Here is a 13,669-nt window from a genome sequence, read left to right as displayed (position 1 = left end):
CGCTGTATTTCCTGTTGCTCGGCGGTAATCGCCTTGGCGCCCACAGGCGTCGCGCCTTGGCGCTCCGCACGCACCTGTTCGACCCAGCGACGCAGCGCGGTTCGGCCAATGCTGAGGTTGTCGCAGACTTCAGGGACCGATTGTCCCTCGTCCAGCACCATGGCCGCTGCTTTGAGTTTGAATTCGTTCGAGTAAGAAGTACGCATGCCCATAACACCTCGGATTTGGGCGCTATCTTAGCGCCCGATTGAGATGTCCAAAATCATTAAGCCAGTTCAGCTTGCCCGCGAATGCGGTGGGTCAGGCGACATTGATGGCACAGGCAGACCGCCTTCGCGAGCAAGCTCACTCCTACAGTGGATCGGCGTTGGCCGGGAGTTCGGCGTCATGCAGAGAACCTGTGGGAGCCGGCTTGCTGGCGAATGCGGCGGGTCAGGCGACATTGACGGCACAGGCAGACCGCCTTCGCGGGCAAGCGCGCTCCCACAGTAGAGCTGCGTCGGATCAGGAAATCTCGGTTGCGGGCAAATCGATGGGCGTCGAATGCAAAATCCAACGGCCAGCGCACAACCTGTAGGAGCGCGCTTGCCCGCGAATGCGGCGGGTCAGGCGACATTGACGGCACAGGCAGACCGCCTTCGCGGGCAAGCGCGCTCCTACAGTAGATCGGCGTCGGAGCAGGAAATCGCGGTTGCGGGCAAATCGATGGGCGGCGAACGCAAAATCCGACGGCCTGCGCAAAACCTGTGGGAGCCGGCTTGCTGGCGAATGCGGCGGGTCAGGCGATATTGATGGCACAGGCAGACCGCTTTCGCGAGCAAGCTCACTCCTACATTGATCTTCGTCCGGCTCGGAATCTGCGCACGGTCAGGCACGGCTTTTGGTCTGCGCTGAATGCTTTGGACGCCGCGGAACCTGTAGGAGTGAGCTTGCTCGCGATCTGGCGCGCAGCGGCAGTAAATCGGTGCAAGAGGTGTGTCAGGCATGACCAGAGCGTCAAGTTTCACGACTGCTGCGCAGCCGATCGCGGGACAAGCCACGCTCCTACAGTGGATCGGCGTCGGAGCAGGAAATCTCGGTTGCGGGCAAAACGATTGGCGGCGAACGCAAATCCACGGCCAGCGCACAACCTGTAGGAGCGCGCTTGCCCGCGAACGCGGTGGGTCAGGCAAAGTTGATGGCACAGGCAGATCGCATTCGCGGGCAAGCGCGCTCCTACAGTAGATCTGCGGCGACCGCGAGATCGTGGGCATCCGCACCACCGGTTTGCGGCGAACGCAAAGGTGCAGGCACACGCAAAACATGTAGGAGCGTGGCTTGTCCCGCGATCGGCTGCGAAGCAGTTGTAAACCTCACGACGCCATGCCTGCTGACACACCGCATTCATTGTATTGCTGCCGCTGCGCGCCAGATCGCGGGACAAGCCACGCTCCCACAGTGGATCTGCGTCGATTCACAAACATTGTGGTGGTGCGGAAGCCGGTTGGCGGCCGAACGCAAAGGTGCAGGCACGCGCAAAACATGTAGGAGCGTGGCTTGTCCCGCCATCGGCTGCGAAGCAGTTGTAAACCTCACGACGCCATGCCTGCTGACACACCGCATTCATTGTGTTGCTGCCGCTGCGCGCCAGATCGCGGGACAAGCCACGCTCCTACAGTAGATCGGCGTCGGAGCAGGAAATCTCGGTTGCGGGCAAATGGATGGGCGGCGAATGCAAAATCCAACGGCCTGCGCAAAACCTGTGGGAGTCAGCTTGCTGGCGAATGCGGTGGGTCGGTACATGTTCAGGAGGGGTTCAGCGCTGGCCGGGTATGCTCCAAACCGTACCCAACAAGGCGCCTGGCGCCGGAGGACCTGCTCATGCTGACGTTCAACAAGCTCTTTCTGGCGCTGGCGTTCCTTGGCAGCAGCGCGGCGGCGCAAGCGGCTGATGGCAACGCGGATGTATCTCGCACCGATTTCGGCAAGAACACCGAACGCGCCGACCGCCTGAACGGCCTGCGCCGCAGCCTTGCCAGCAGCACTGAAGTCGGCAGTTGGAGCCAGACGTTCAGCCAGCAGCCTGTGGATCATCCCTACGCCGCCGGCTATGGAAATCTTACCGCCCGCGTCAACGGTGTGAGCGTGCAAACGGGCAATCTTCCGGCCGCTTACATCGCGCAAATGTCCGTGCAGAGTCCGACTAGACTATTCGAAACCGGTGCGCCGGTCCGCACACTGCAGCAGCCACCCTCGCTAAGCTTGAGCGAGAGTCAGCACACCTGGTTACCCGTCCACCACGTTTTATAAGCCGCCAGCCTGTTTTTCGCGGTGTCTGGATTGCACAATCGCTGCCGGGCTCGTCACACTGCACGCGCTCGGCAGCGTCGTTGAGAACTCTTGAAACGAGAGACTCTTTAAGCAAGAGAATCATGAAACAAGGGGTATGCCTTTGCCTGGGAGAGCGTCATGAAATTGCTGGTTGTCGAAGATGAAGCCCTGCTGCGTCACCACCTGCAGACCCGCCTGACCGAAAGCGGTCACGTCGTCGAAGCGGTGGGTAACGCCGAGGAAGCGCTGTATCAGGCGGGCCAGTTCAACCACGACCTGGCGGTCATCGACCTGGGCCTGCCGGGCGTGGGCGGTCTCGACCTGATCCGTCAGCTGCGGGTGCAGAACAAGGCGTTCCCGATCCTCATCCTGACCGCGCGCGGCAACTGGCAGGACAAAGTCGAAGGCCTCGCTGCCGGCGCCGACGACTACGTGGTCAAGCCGTTCCAGTTCGAAGAACTCGAAGCGCGCCTCAACGCCCTGCTGCGCCGCTCCAGCGGTTTCACCCACTCGACCATCATCGCCGGCCCGCTGAGCCTGGACCTCAACCGCAAGCAGGCGTCCCTGGACGAACAGCCGCTGGCGCTGACCGCCTACGAATACCGGATTCTCGAATACCTCATGCGTCACCATCAGCAAGTAGTGCCCAAAGAGCGCTTGATGGAACAGCTGTACCCCGACGACGACGAGCGCGATCCGAACGTGATCGAAGTGCTGGTCGGTCGTCTGCGGCGTAAGCTCGAAGGGCCCGCCGGCTTCAAACCGATCGACACCGTGCGCGGCCTGGGCTACCTGTTCACCGAGCGCTGTACATGATCCGTTCGCTGCGCCTGCGTCTGATGCTGGGCGCCGCGACCCTTGCGGTCATCTTCATGCTCCTCATGCTGCCGGCGCTGCAAAGCGCTTTCAGCCTGGCGCTGGAAAGCTCCATCGAAAAACGTCTGGCGTCGGACGTCACTACGCTGATCTCCGCCGCCCGCGTCGAAAACGATCATTTGCTGATGCCCTCGCTACTGCCCGGCGAGCAATTCAGCCTGCCCGACAGCCGCTTGCTCGGCTACATCTACAACCGCGCCGGCAAACTGGTGTGGCGCTCCCGGGCCACCGAAGACGAAGCGATCGACTACCAGCCGCGCTACGACGGCCGCGGCAACGAATTCGCCAAGATCCGTCAACCCAACGGCGAAGAGTTCTTCGTTTATGACGTCGAAATAAAACTGCTCGGCGGGCGCAACGCCGCCTTCAGCATCGTCGCCCTGCAACCGGTACGCGAATACCAGGAAACCATCTCCGGCCTGCGCCAGAAACTCTATCTGGGCTTCGGCGGCGCACTGCTGGTCCTGCTGATTCTGCTGTGGGGCGGGCTGACCTGGGGCCTGCGCGCGCTGCGGGGCATGAGTCAGGAACTCGATCAGGTCGAAGCCGGCTCGCGGGAAAGCCTCAGCGAAGAACACCCCAGCGAACTGCTGCGCCTGACCGACTCGCTCAACCGCCTGTTGCGTAGCGAACGTGAGCAACGCATTCGGTACCGCGACTCCCTCGACGATCTCGCCCACAGCCTGAAGACCCCGCTCGCCGTGTTGCAGGGCGTCAGCGAACAGTTTGCCAAACGGCCGGAAGACCTGGAGCAGGCGCGGATTCTGCAATCGCAGATCGAGCGCATGAGCCAGCAGATCAGCTATCAATTGCAGCGCGCCAGCCTGCGCAAGAGCGGGCTGGTGCGTTATCACGTGGCCCTGAGGCCGGTGGTGCAAAGCCTGTGCAATACGCTGGAAAAGGTCTACCGCGACAAGCGCGTCAACGTGGTCCTCGACCTGCCGGACAACGGCCAGGTGCAAATGGAAGAGGGCGCCCTGCTGGAAATGCTCGGCAACCTGCTGGAAAACGCCTATCGCCTTTGCCTCGGCGAAGTGCGCGTGAGCTGGCGCTCATCGATGATGGGCGACGAGCTGTGCATCGAAGACGACGGCCCCGGCGTTCCGGAAAACCAGCGCGCCCGGATTCTCGAACGCGGCGAACGGCTGGACACGCAAAACCCGGGGCAGGGCATTGGTCTGGCAGTGGTCAAGGACATCATCGAAAGCTACGGCGCGCAGCTCACTCTGGGTGATTCGGAACTGGGCGGCGCGGCCTTCCGCATTCAGTTCGCCCTCTAACCTAAAGCTGTTGACCGCCTTTGGAGGCGGATACCCGCCAGTGTGGCGAGCGATTTGCCTCGAAACGGCGGAAAACCGCCACCCCTTTCCGGTCAGCGAATCTCCCGTTTGCCAGTTGGCTCGCGCAAACCGGGCCTCTCCCGCGACTTATCAACACTGGCACGGTGCTTGCGATGCACTGAGCAGAGGTCTGCCGCGCGCAGCTCGACAAAAACAAATCCCTCCCAGCAGGAGGGTTCGCACTTTAGGCGTCTCTGCAACCGGAATGCTGCAGCTCGATGCTCTTGAGGAAACTGCAATGACGACTCGTCAGCCCATCTATAAATCCCTGTACGCTCAGGTGATCGTCGCGATCATCGTCGGTATCGCGCTTGGTCACTGGTACCCCGAAACTGCCGTAACGCTCAAACCGCTGGGTGACGGTTTCATCAAACTGATCAAAATGGTCATTGCACCGATCATCTTCTGCACCGTCGTCAGCGGCATCGCTGGCATGCAGAGCATGAAATCCGTGGGCAAGACCGGCGGCTACGCGCTGCTGTACTTCGAAATCGTCTCGACCATCTCGCTGATCATCGGCCTGATCGTGGTCAACGTCGTCCAGCCGGGCGCCGGCATGAACATCGACGTGTCCACCCTCGACGCCTCCAAAGTCGCGGCCTACGTGACCGCCGGTAAAGACCAGAGCATCGTCGGCTTCATCCTCAACGTTATCCCGAACACCATCGTCGGCGCGTTCGCCAACGGCGACATCCTGCAAGTGCTGATGTTCTCGGTGATCTTCGGTTTCGCCCTGCATCGCCTGGGCGCTTACGGCAAGCCGATCCTGGATTTCATCGATCGCTTCGCCCACGTCATGTTCAACATCATCAACATGATCATGAAGCTCGCCCCGATCGGCGCGCTCGGCGCCATGGCGTTCACCATCGGCGCTTACGGTGTCAGCTCGCTGGTGCAGTTGGGTCAGTTGATGCTGTGCTTCTACATCACTTGCCTGCTGTTCGTGCTGCTGGTGCTGGGCTCCATCGCAAAAGCTCACGGCTTCAGCATCCTCAAGCTGATCAAGTACATCCGTGAAGAGCTGCTGATCGTGCTGGGTACCTCGTCGTCCGAGTCGGCGCTGCCACGCATGCTGATCAAGATGGAGCGTCTGGGCGCGAATAAGTCCGTCGTCGGTCTGGTGATCCCGACCGGTTACTCGTTCAACCTCGACGGTACCTCGATCTACCTGACCATGGCCGCGGTGTTCATCGCTCAGGCCACCAACACCCACATGGACATCACCCATCAGGTCACCCTGTTGCTGGTGCTGCTGCTGTCGTCCAAAGGTGCGGCAGGCGTGACCGGTTCCGGCTTCATCGTGCTGGCCGCGACGCTGTCTGCCGTGGGCCACCTGCCTGTGGCTGGTCTGGCGCTGATTCTGGGCATCGACCGCTTCATGTCCGAAGCCCGCGCCCTGACCAACCTGTGCGGCAACGCCGTGGCAACCCTGGTTGTTGCCAAGTGGGTCGGCGAGCTGGACGTTCCGCAGATGCAGGCCGAGCTGGCGTCTGGCGGTCGTGCCATCGACAACACCGCGCCGACCGACGACCTGGGTGTGGCCGAAACCGCGCCTACTCCTGTTGTGCGTTCGTAAGCTGCACTAGCGGTAAGAGTTGTTGAAAAAGCCTGTCTTCGGACAGGCTTTTTTTATGGGCGAATCGCACCTACTCTGAGACCACCCGCTGGCCATCAGAGAACGCCCCATGCACGGTCCGCTGTCATCGCTCAAAGTCCTCGATTTTTCGACGCTGCTGCCCGGGCCATTCGCTTCGCTGTTGCTGGCGGACATGGGCGCCGAGGTGTTGCGCATTGAGTCACCTAACCGGCCGGACCTACTGCGGGAATTGCCGCCCCATGATCAAGGCGTTTCGGCCAGCCACGCCTACCTCAACCGCAACAAACGCAGCTTGGCGCTGGACCTCAAGCAGACCCAGGCCATCGAGGTGATCAAGCGGCTGGTGGCCGATTACGACATCGTCCTGGAGCAGTTTCGGCCCGGTGTGATGGACCGGCTGGGGATTGGCTATGAAGCGTTGAAGGCGATCAATCCGCGGCTGATCTACGTCGCCATCACTGGTTACGGTCAGACCGGGCCTTATCGCGATCGCGCCGGCCACGACATCAATTACATGGCGGTGGCCGGGCTGGCCAGCCTCACCGGGCGCCAGGACAGCGGGCCGTTGCCCTTGGGCGTGCAGGTCGCAGACGTCGCCGGGGGTTCGCTGCATGGGGTCATTGGTTTGCTCGCGGCGGTGGTCGCCCGCCATCAGACCGGGCAGGGCCAGTACGTCGACGTCAGCATGACCGATTGCGCGTTCAGCCTGAATGCCCTGGCCGGTGCGGGGTATCTGGCGGCCGGCGTCGAGCCCGAGCGGGAGGCGCAGATGCTCAACGGCGGCAGCTTCTACGATTACTACCGCAGTCGCGACGGCCGGTGGTTTTCGGTAGGGGGGCTGGAACCGGCGTTTCTTCACGGGATGTGCGCCGCGCTGGGGCGACCGGAGCTGGCGCGGCTTGGCCTGTCATTCGAGCCTGACGAACAGGCCGCTCTGAAACGCGAGCTGGAAATCGAGTTCGAGCGCCGCAGTTCCGATGAGCTGGAAGCGCTGTTCGCCGGCATCGATGCCTGTGTTGAGCCCGTATTGAGCTTCTCCGAATCGACGCAGCACCCGCACATCCAGGCGCGGGAGATGTTGGCGCAGGTGCCTCGCGGTGATGGCAGCGCTCAGCTGCAGATGGCCTGCCCGCTGAAGTTTTCAGCGGGACTGCCCGCGCCCCGGCACATCGGCGTGGCCGTCGGCGCACACTCTCAGCAGGTGCTGACCGAAGCGGGGTTTAGCGCGCAGGAAATTCAGTCGATGGGTGAGGCGGGTGTATTTGGATGAAGCGGGGGATCACTCCACCCGCGTCTCGCCGCTGAACACCAATATCCCCCGGCACCGCTTGCACAGATAGCGGCGGCCCTTGCGCACCAGCTTATGGCGCTGGGCGGTGAAGGGGAAATCGCTTTCCGGGCAGGGGCAGCGGTAGATGTAGCGGGTCACGCTGCGGCGCTGGATTTCGTAGGTGTGGCAGCGATTGGGCGGCAGCTCGTAGACGCCGCGCATGATCAGCTGCCATTCCTCGCCATGGGGCTGAATGGTGTCGCCGAACAGTTGATAAGCCACCAGGTGCGCCACCTCGTGAGGAACGGTCTGGCGCAGAAAGTCTTCGCTGTTTTCGAGGTACAGCTGCGGATTGAAGCGCAGCATGTTCTCGTGCAGATGGGCCACGCCGGCCTTCTGGCCGCGCAACTTGACGCTCACGACCGGACGTTTGAAAGGGCGCTTGAAGAAATCTTCGGCTTGCTGGTAGCAGGATTCGACGCGGGTGTTGAGTGGTTCGAGCATGCTTCATCGGTCTCCAGAGGAGGCGAGTATGCCGCAAAGCTTCTGTACCGCCAAAACCCAAAGCGCCGAATGGTCGCCCGGTCCTAATTCGTATACTCCGGCCCCATGCCGACGCCCCACAGCACCACCGTAAACGCCATGATCGCCACCAACACCACCAGCCCGACCGCGAGCACCGAGCTTGAGAACATGAAGCCGTCCTCCGGGTGTACGCCCATGAACACCGGCAAACCGACGTACAGCAGGTACACGGTGTAGCAGACCGCGGCCAGCCCGACCATCATCCCGAGCCACATGTGCGGGTAAATCGCGGCCATACCGCCGAGGAACAGCGGCGTCGCCGTGTAGGTCGCAAATGCCACGCAGCGCGCCAGGCTGGGCGTGGCGTCATAGGTGCGCGCCATCCAGTGGATGAAGCCGCCCATGACGGCGACCCCGGCGAGCATCGCGAAGTACGACATCAGCCCCATCCACACCGCGCTAGCGCTGGTCAGCACGACTGGCGGATGATCGCCGATCATCCAGCCCACCTGGGTGGTCCCGATGTACGCCGACACGGCGGGGATCGCCGCGAGGATCAGCGTGTGAGTGAGGTAAAGGTGGCCGATGCTTTCTTCACCTTCGCCACGTATCTGTTGCCATTCCTGATCGGGGTGGGTGAACAGCCCCAAGACGTGATGGATCATGTCCGTTACTCCCGTGAAGTGTGCCGCCGCTTCAGACGAAGCGCCCGACTGCAGATGCCGTCAGGACAAGGTCACAATCAATCATGGGAAATGGCTGCGACCTCTCAGGTCAGTATAGAAACCTGAGCACCCGAAAACCGGCTGGCTTAGAGCGATTGAGGTGTTCAAAGGCCCTGCTAATAGCGGGTGGTCATGAACGCTCGGGCAAGCGCTCTACAAACTGTAGGAGCGCGCTTGGTCTGGGCCGCATCCGGACGAAGGCGTCGTTTCAGTCACTGGATGAGGTCCTGAAACACCGCAATCGTCCGGATGCGGCCCAGCGCCAAGGGCGCTCCTACAGTCGGTGGGATGGACCGGCATTACCCAACCGGGGCTTTTTGCGTAAAATGCCGACCCTTTCCCCCCATCACTTCAGACCACAGCGAGCGGATACCAGCGCCATGGGCACCCTTTCAGTCAATCAGAACAAACTGCAGAAGCGTCTGCGTCGGCTCGCGGGCGAAGCAGTGGCCGACTACAACATGATTGAAGAGGGCGACAAGGTGATGGTCTGCCTGTCCGGCGGCAAGGACAGCTACACGCTGCTGGATGTGCTGATGCATTTGCAGAAAGTCGCGCCGATCCACTTCGACATCGTCGCGGTAAACATGGACCAGAAACAGCCGGGATTCCCGGAGCACGTCCTGCCGGCGTACCTGGAACAACTGGGCGTGGAGTACTACATCGTCGAGAAAGACACCTACTCGGTGGTCAAGGAATTGATCCCCGAGGGCCGGACCACCTGCTCGCTGTGTTCGCGCCTGCGTCGCGGCACGCTGTACACGTTTGCGGATGAAATCGGCGCGACCAAGATGGCCCTCGGTCACCACCGTGACGACATCGTCGAGACGTTTTTCCTGAACATGTTTTTCCAGGGCAGCATCAAGGCCATGCCGCCCAAGCTGCGCGCCGACGATGGCCGCAACGTGGTGATCCGTCCGCTGGCCTACTGCGCCGAGAAGGACATTCAGGCGTATTCGGACATCAAACAGTTCCCGATCATCCCGTGCAACCTGTGCGGCTCCCAGGAAAACCTGCAGCGTCAGGTGGTCAAGGACATGCTGCAGGACTGGGACCGCAAAACCCCGGGCCGCTCCGACATGATTTTCCGCAGCCTGCAGAACGTCCAGCCGTCGCAACTGGCGGACCGCAACCTGTTCGATTTCACCAACCTGCGCATCGACGAAACCGCCGCCTCGCGGTTTGTGAATCTGGTGAATGTGTAAGGGCGAATGCGCTGGCTCATGCGCCGCAAAACCGTAGGAGCGTGGCTTGTCCCGCGATCGGCGACGCAGTCGTCGTGAAACCTGCAAACGCGGGGCACCTGACTCACCGCGGCTGCCTGTTTGCTGCCGCTTCGCGCCAGATCGCGGGACAAGCCACGCTCCTACCGTAGATGGTGCGGGGCTCACGTAAGCGTTCACCCCATCAAAGCGCGTGTTACAACCCCACATCCGGCAACACCGGCTTGTTCGCCAACGCCGTCTTCATCAATTTCTCGACATATTCCCGGTCGCTGTCCGGCAGCGCCAAACGCGGTGGGCGGGTGAGGGCGCTGCCGCGTTCCATGATCGCTTCGCACAGCTTGATGCACTGCACCAGGTCCGGACGCGCGTCCAGGTGCAGCAGCGGCATGAACCACTCATACAGCGCCATCGCCTCGGCAAAGCGCCCGGCCTTGGCCAGACGGAACAGCGTCTCGCCCTCTTTCGGAAAGGCGTTGGACATCCCCGACACCCAGCCTACCGCGCCCACGGCGACGCTTTCCACCAATACGTCATCCAGCCCGGCAAACAGCACGAAGCGATCGCCGACTTCATTGCGCACGTCGATAAAGCGGTTGGTGTTGCCCGATGAATCCTTGAAACACACGATCGTGTCGCAGTCCGCCAGGGAGATGAGAATGTCCGGCGTCACGTCGTTCTTGTAGATCGGCGGGTTGTTGTAAACCATCATCGGCAGGTCGGTGGCGGCGGCCACGGTGCGGAAGTGCGTGGCGGTTTCGAAGGGCTTGGCCGAGTACACCAGCGCCGGCATCAGCATGATCCCGTCAGCCCCGGCTTTCTGCACTTGCTTGGCAACGTCACAGGCGTTGGCGCTGGTGAACTCGGCAATGCCGGAAATCACTGGCACGCGCCCGGCCGAGGCGTCTTTGGCGGCTTCCACCAGGCTGATTTTTTCCGCGACGCTCAACGAAGTGTTTTCCCCGACCGTGCCGCAGATCACCAGCCCGGACACACCATCGCGCACCAGGTTGGAAATGACCTTGTGGGTCGCCTCCAGATTGAGTGAGAAATCGTCGTTGAATTGCGTGGTAACGGCAGGGAAGACCCCGCTCCAGGATACGGACTGGCTCATGATTGACTTCCTGATTGGATAAAGGTATTTCGTATACGCTTAATTTCGGACGAATCACGCCCAGCGATTGCTGCGTTTAACCTGTACTTCAGGCCGCCCCGATCCCCTGTAGGAGTGAGCTTGCTCGCGATGCGGTGTGTCTGCGACGTATGCGGTGACTGACACAACGCATCGCGAGCAAGCTCACTCCTACAGGGTTTTGCATTCATTCAGAAAAATCGGTTTCGCATTTATTGAAAGCAGCCGCAGCATTTAAAACTTCAACCCCACCGGCCAGGTGTCACTCAACTTGTACCCCTCCGGCCACGGGTCGCTCGGGTCGAGCATGTGCTGGTGCGTTCCGGTGATCCACGCCCGCCCGGACAGGCTCGGGATGATCGCCTTGCGCCCGGCCACTTCGGTCTCGCTCTGAATCTTGCAGTGAAACTCCGAGCCAATGATCGAACGCCCGATAAACCGGTCGCCCACCTTCAGCTGGCCCTTGGCATGCAACACCGCCAGTCGCGCCGAACACCCGGTGCCGCACGGCGAGCGGTCGATCTTTCCCGGGCGAATCACCACCGCGTTCGCCGCGTGGGCCACACCGCCGTCAAAACTGACCGGCGCGGCGATCTGGCAGAAGGAAATGTGATTCCAGTCCTTATTCAGTGGATGGCTGAACCCCAACTGCTCGTTGGCCGCCTTGGTGATTTTCAGCCCGGTTTCCACCAGGTCCTTCGCTTCATGGGCGGTCAGGGAAAAGCCCAGCTTCACCGAGTCGACGATGGCAAAACTGTCGCCGCCATAGGCGGTGTCGACCTGAATCGAACCCAGCCCCGGCACTTCGATCCACACGTCCAGCTGATCGGCGAAAGAAGGGTGGTTGTGCACCTCGACGCTGGTCACCTTGCCGTCGCGGCACTGGGCTATCGCCTCGATCAGGCCACCGGGCGCCTCAAGAATCAGGCGGGTTTCCGGCTCGGTCATCGGCAGGATTCCGCTGTCCAGCAGCACTGTCGCCACGCACAGGGAGTTGGAGCCAGACATCGGCGGCACGTCGGCCGGTTCCATGATGATCCAGCCCATCTGCGCTTTCGGGTGCTTGGGCGGCACCAGCAGATTGACGTGGCGGAACACCCCGCCGCGCGGCTCGTTGAGCATGAAATTGCGCAGCACGTTGTCCTTCTCGATCCAGCGCGACTGCTCCCAGATCGTCTCCCCCGGCGGCGGCGCAACCCCGCCGACAATCACATCGCCCACCTCACCTTCGGCGTGACAACTGACCACATGAATCACTTTCGTTGAGCGCATGACCTAAGGCCCTCCTGAAATGGCTCTAGTTGATCGACCTCAAAAAATCCGCCGTCTCCGGACGCTGCGGGTGGCCGATCACCTGATCCGGCGTGCCGATCTCATGCACCAGGCCGTTGCGAAAAAACGCCACGCGGTCGGACACGTCCCGTGCGAAGCGAATCTCGTGGGTCACCAGAATCATCGTCATGCCGTCCTCGGCCAGCATGCGCATGGTGTCCAGCACCTCGCCCACCAGCTGCGGATCAAGGGCCGACGTCGCTTCGTCAAACAGCATGTAATCGGGCGACATCGCCAACGCCCGGGCAATCGCCATGCGCTGTTGCTGACCGCCCGACAACTTGCCGGGAAACACCTTGAGCTTGTCGCCCAGGCCCACATGGGTCAGTTGCTTGACCGCAAGCGCCTCGGCTTCGGCCTTGCTTTTGCCCAGCACGGTGCGCGGGGCCAGCATGACGTTTTCCAGCACCGTCAGATGGGGAAACGCGTTCCACTGCTGAAACACGATGCCGATCTTCTGCCGCAGCTTGTTGATGTCTGTGCCTCTGGCGTGAACCTCGGTGCCGTCGACGCGAATGCTGCCGCTCTTGATCGATTCCAGCCCGTTGATGCACATCAGCAGCGTCGACTTGCCCGAGCCCGAACCGCCGATGATCGACACCACTTCGCCCTTGTTCACCTGCAGGCTCACGCCCTTGATGACCTCAAGCTCGCCGAATGACTTGTGCACGTTGTCGATCTCAATCATTTTCCTGCCACCTCGTTTCCAGCCGGGCGCCCAGGCGAGCGACCACCAGACTCATGACGTAATAAATCAGGCCGGCGATGCACAGCACCAACAGCGGCTCCTGAATGCGCGTGACGATGGTTTGCGAGGCGCGCAGCAGTTCGACGATGCCGATCCACATCACCAGCGCGGTGTCCTTCATCACCCCCAGCAGCAGGTTGATCCAGCCGGGAAACGCCACGCGGGTGGCCATCGGCATGACGATCTGGCGCAGGTCCTGCCAGTACGTCAGGCCCAGGGAACGGCTGGCGCGGCGCAACGTGAGCGGCACCGACAGCACGCCGCTGCGCACGATCTCCGTGCAATACGCGGTGACGTACAAACCCAACACCACGCAGGCGACGGCGAATGCGCTCCAGTTCAGGCCGACGATGCTTTTCAGCGCGTTGAACAGCACGAACTGAATCAGCAATGGCACGCTGCGAAACACGTCCAGCACCCAGGCCAGCGGAATGGTGGTGCGTGGCAGCAGGGCGCGGGCCATGCCGCAGATCACCCCGGCCAGGGTGCCGATGAACATCGACACCACCGTCAGCAAAATCGTGACCCAGGCGCCTTGCAGCATGAATTGCAGGTCGTTCCAGCTGAACGTGCTCTCGAACATGCCCCTCT

Annotated in this window: 13 protein-coding genes; 6 read left to right on the top strand and 7 right to left on the bottom strand. The window is 61.7% G+C overall.

Annotation, left to right across the window (positions count from 1 at the left end; genetic code table 11):
* Window positions 1-206 (bottom strand): transposase (locus BMY98_RS21165; protein ID WP_175514199.1); only part of this gene is annotated, 206 nt, incomplete at its 3' end.
* Between the two features lie 1,654 nt (window positions 207-1,860).
* On the opposite strand from BMY98_RS21165, the gene BMY98_RS21160 reads away from it, so the two are divergent.
* The 5 genes from BMY98_RS21160 (at window position 1,861) to BMY98_RS21140 (ending at window position 7,393) form a co-directional block, all read left to right on the top strand.
* Window positions 1,861-2,289, top strand: coding sequence for a hypothetical protein (locus BMY98_RS21160; protein ID WP_074892344.1), 429 nt, complete (start codon window positions 1,861-1,863; stop codon window positions 2,287-2,289).
* Between the two features lie 159 nt (window positions 2,290-2,448).
* Window positions 2,449-3,126 carry a response regulator transcription factor gene (locus tag BMY98_RS21155; protein ID WP_074892343.1) on the top strand — a complete coding sequence of 226 codons (678 nt, stop codon included), beginning with the start codon at window positions 2,449-2,451 and terminating at the stop codon, window positions 3,124-3,126.
* Complete coding sequence (locus BMY98_RS21150) at window positions 3,123-4,466, top strand: ATP-binding protein (protein ID WP_074892342.1); 1,344 nt, start codon at window positions 3,123-3,125, stop codon at window positions 4,464-4,466. Before BMY98_RS21155 ends, BMY98_RS21150 begins: the two co-directional genes overlap by 4 nt.
* Window positions 4,467-4,764: 298 nt before the next feature.
* On the top strand, window positions 4,765-6,102 hold the full coding sequence (locus BMY98_RS21145; RefSeq protein WP_074892349.1) for a dicarboxylate/amino acid:cation symporter: 1,338 nt from the start codon (window positions 4,765-4,767) through the stop codon (window positions 6,100-6,102).
* Window positions 6,103-6,211: 109 nt separating this feature from the next.
* The gene (locus BMY98_RS21140; RefSeq protein ID WP_074892341.1) at window positions 6,212-7,393 is read left to right on the top strand and encodes a CaiB/BaiF CoA transferase family protein; all 1,182 of its coding nucleotides are present in this window, start codon (window positions 6,212-6,214) and stop codon (window positions 7,391-7,393) included.
* Window positions 7,394-7,402: 9 nt separating this feature from the next.
* Here the strand turns inward: BMY98_RS21140 and BMY98_RS21135 are convergent, their stop codons facing one another.
* Window positions 7,403-7,897, bottom strand: coding sequence for a SprT family zinc-dependent metalloprotease (locus BMY98_RS21135; RefSeq protein WP_074892340.1), 495 nt, complete (start codon window positions 7,895-7,897; stop codon window positions 7,403-7,405).
* 83 nt (window positions 7,898-7,980) lie between these two features.
* On the bottom strand, window positions 7,981-8,583 hold the full coding sequence (locus BMY98_RS21130) for a Yip1 family protein (RefSeq protein WP_074892339.1): 603 nt from the start codon (window positions 8,581-8,583) through the stop codon (window positions 7,981-7,983).
* Window positions 8,584-9,023: 440 nt separating this feature from the next.
* On the opposite strand from BMY98_RS21130, the gene ttcA reads away from it, so the two are divergent.
* Entirely contained in the window at window positions 9,024-9,848 is an 825-nt protein-coding gene (ttcA, locus tag BMY98_RS21125; RefSeq protein WP_074892338.1) for a tRNA 2-thiocytidine(32) synthetase TtcA, read from the top strand.
* Between the two features lie 214 nt (window positions 9,849-10,062).
* Here the strand turns inward: ttcA and BMY98_RS21120 are convergent, their stop codons facing one another.
* The 4 genes from BMY98_RS21120 to BMY98_RS21105 all read right to left on the bottom strand — a co-directional run bounded on the left by BMY98_RS21120 (window position 10,063) and on the right by BMY98_RS21105 (window position 13,661).
* Window positions 10,063-10,980 carry a dihydrodipicolinate synthase family protein gene (locus tag BMY98_RS21120; protein ID WP_074892337.1) on the bottom strand — a complete coding sequence of 306 codons (918 nt, stop codon included), beginning with the start codon at window positions 10,978-10,980 and terminating at the stop codon, window positions 10,063-10,065.
* Between the two features lie 252 nt (window positions 10,981-11,232).
* Window positions 11,233-12,270, bottom strand: a complete 1,038-nt coding sequence (locus BMY98_RS21115; protein WP_074892336.1) for a trans-3-hydroxy-L-proline dehydratase — start codon at window positions 12,268-12,270, stop codon at window positions 11,233-11,235.
* A gap of 25 nt (window positions 12,271-12,295) precedes the next feature.
* Window positions 12,296-13,018, bottom strand: a complete 723-nt coding sequence (locus tag BMY98_RS21110; protein ID WP_074892335.1) for an amino acid ABC transporter ATP-binding protein — start codon at window positions 13,016-13,018, stop codon at window positions 12,296-12,298.
* Window positions 13,011-13,661, bottom strand: a complete 651-nt coding sequence (locus BMY98_RS21105; RefSeq protein WP_074892334.1) for an amino acid ABC transporter permease — start codon at window positions 13,659-13,661, stop codon at window positions 13,011-13,013. The genes BMY98_RS21110 and BMY98_RS21105 overlap by 8 nt, the downstream gene beginning before the upstream one ends.
* Window positions 13,662-13,669: the final 8 nt, after the last annotated feature.

The organism is Pseudomonas graminis (assembly GCF_900111735.1).
In the GTDB taxonomy this organism is placed as follows: Bacteria; Pseudomonadota; Gammaproteobacteria; order Pseudomonadales; family Pseudomonadaceae; genus Aquipseudomonas; species Aquipseudomonas graminis.
Note: the sequence above shows the minus strand (reverse complement) of the source record. Positions and strands in the feature narration are given on the sequence as shown.

Excerpts from the sequence above, each read along its gene's own strand:
- BMY98_RS21160 (WP_074892344.1), top strand. The coding sequence starts at position 1,861 with ATGCTGACGTTCAACAAGCTCTTTCTGGCGCTGGCGTTCCTTGGCAGC.
- BMY98_RS21155 (WP_074892343.1), top strand. The coding sequence starts at position 2,449 with ATGAAATTGCTGGTTGTCGAAGATGAAGCCCTGCTGCGTCACCACCTG.
- BMY98_RS21150 (WP_074892342.1), top strand. The coding sequence starts at position 3,123 with ATGATCCGTTCGCTGCGCCTGCGTCTGATGCTGGGCGCCGCGACCCTT.
- BMY98_RS21145 (WP_074892349.1), top strand. The coding sequence starts at position 4,765 with ATGACGACTCGTCAGCCCATCTATAAATCCCTGTACGCTCAGGTGATC.
- BMY98_RS21140 (WP_074892341.1), top strand. The coding sequence starts at position 6,212 with ATGCACGGTCCGCTGTCATCGCTCAAAGTCCTCGATTTTTCGACGCTG.
- BMY98_RS21135 (WP_074892340.1), bottom strand. The coding sequence starts at position 7,897 with ATGCTCGAACCACTCAACACCCGCGTCGAATCCTGCTACCAGCAAGCC.
- BMY98_RS21130 (WP_074892339.1), bottom strand. The coding sequence starts at position 8,583 with ATGATCCATCACGTCTTGGGGCTGTTCACCCACCCCGATCAGGAATGG.
- ttcA (WP_074892338.1), top strand. The coding sequence starts at position 9,024 with ATGGGCACCCTTTCAGTCAATCAGAACAAACTGCAGAAGCGTCTGCGT.
- BMY98_RS21120 (WP_074892337.1), bottom strand. The coding sequence starts at position 10,980 with ATGAGCCAGTCCGTATCCTGGAGCGGGGTCTTCCCTGCCGTTACCACG.
- BMY98_RS21115 (WP_074892336.1), bottom strand. The coding sequence starts at position 12,270 with ATGCGCTCAACGAAAGTGATTCATGTGGTCAGTTGTCACGCCGAAGGT.
- BMY98_RS21110 (WP_074892335.1), bottom strand. The coding sequence starts at position 13,018 with ATGATTGAGATCGACAACGTGCACAAGTCATTCGGCGAGCTTGAGGTC.
- BMY98_RS21105 (WP_074892334.1), bottom strand. The coding sequence starts at position 13,661 with ATGTTCGAGAGCACGTTCAGCTGGAACGACCTGCAATTCATGCTGCAA.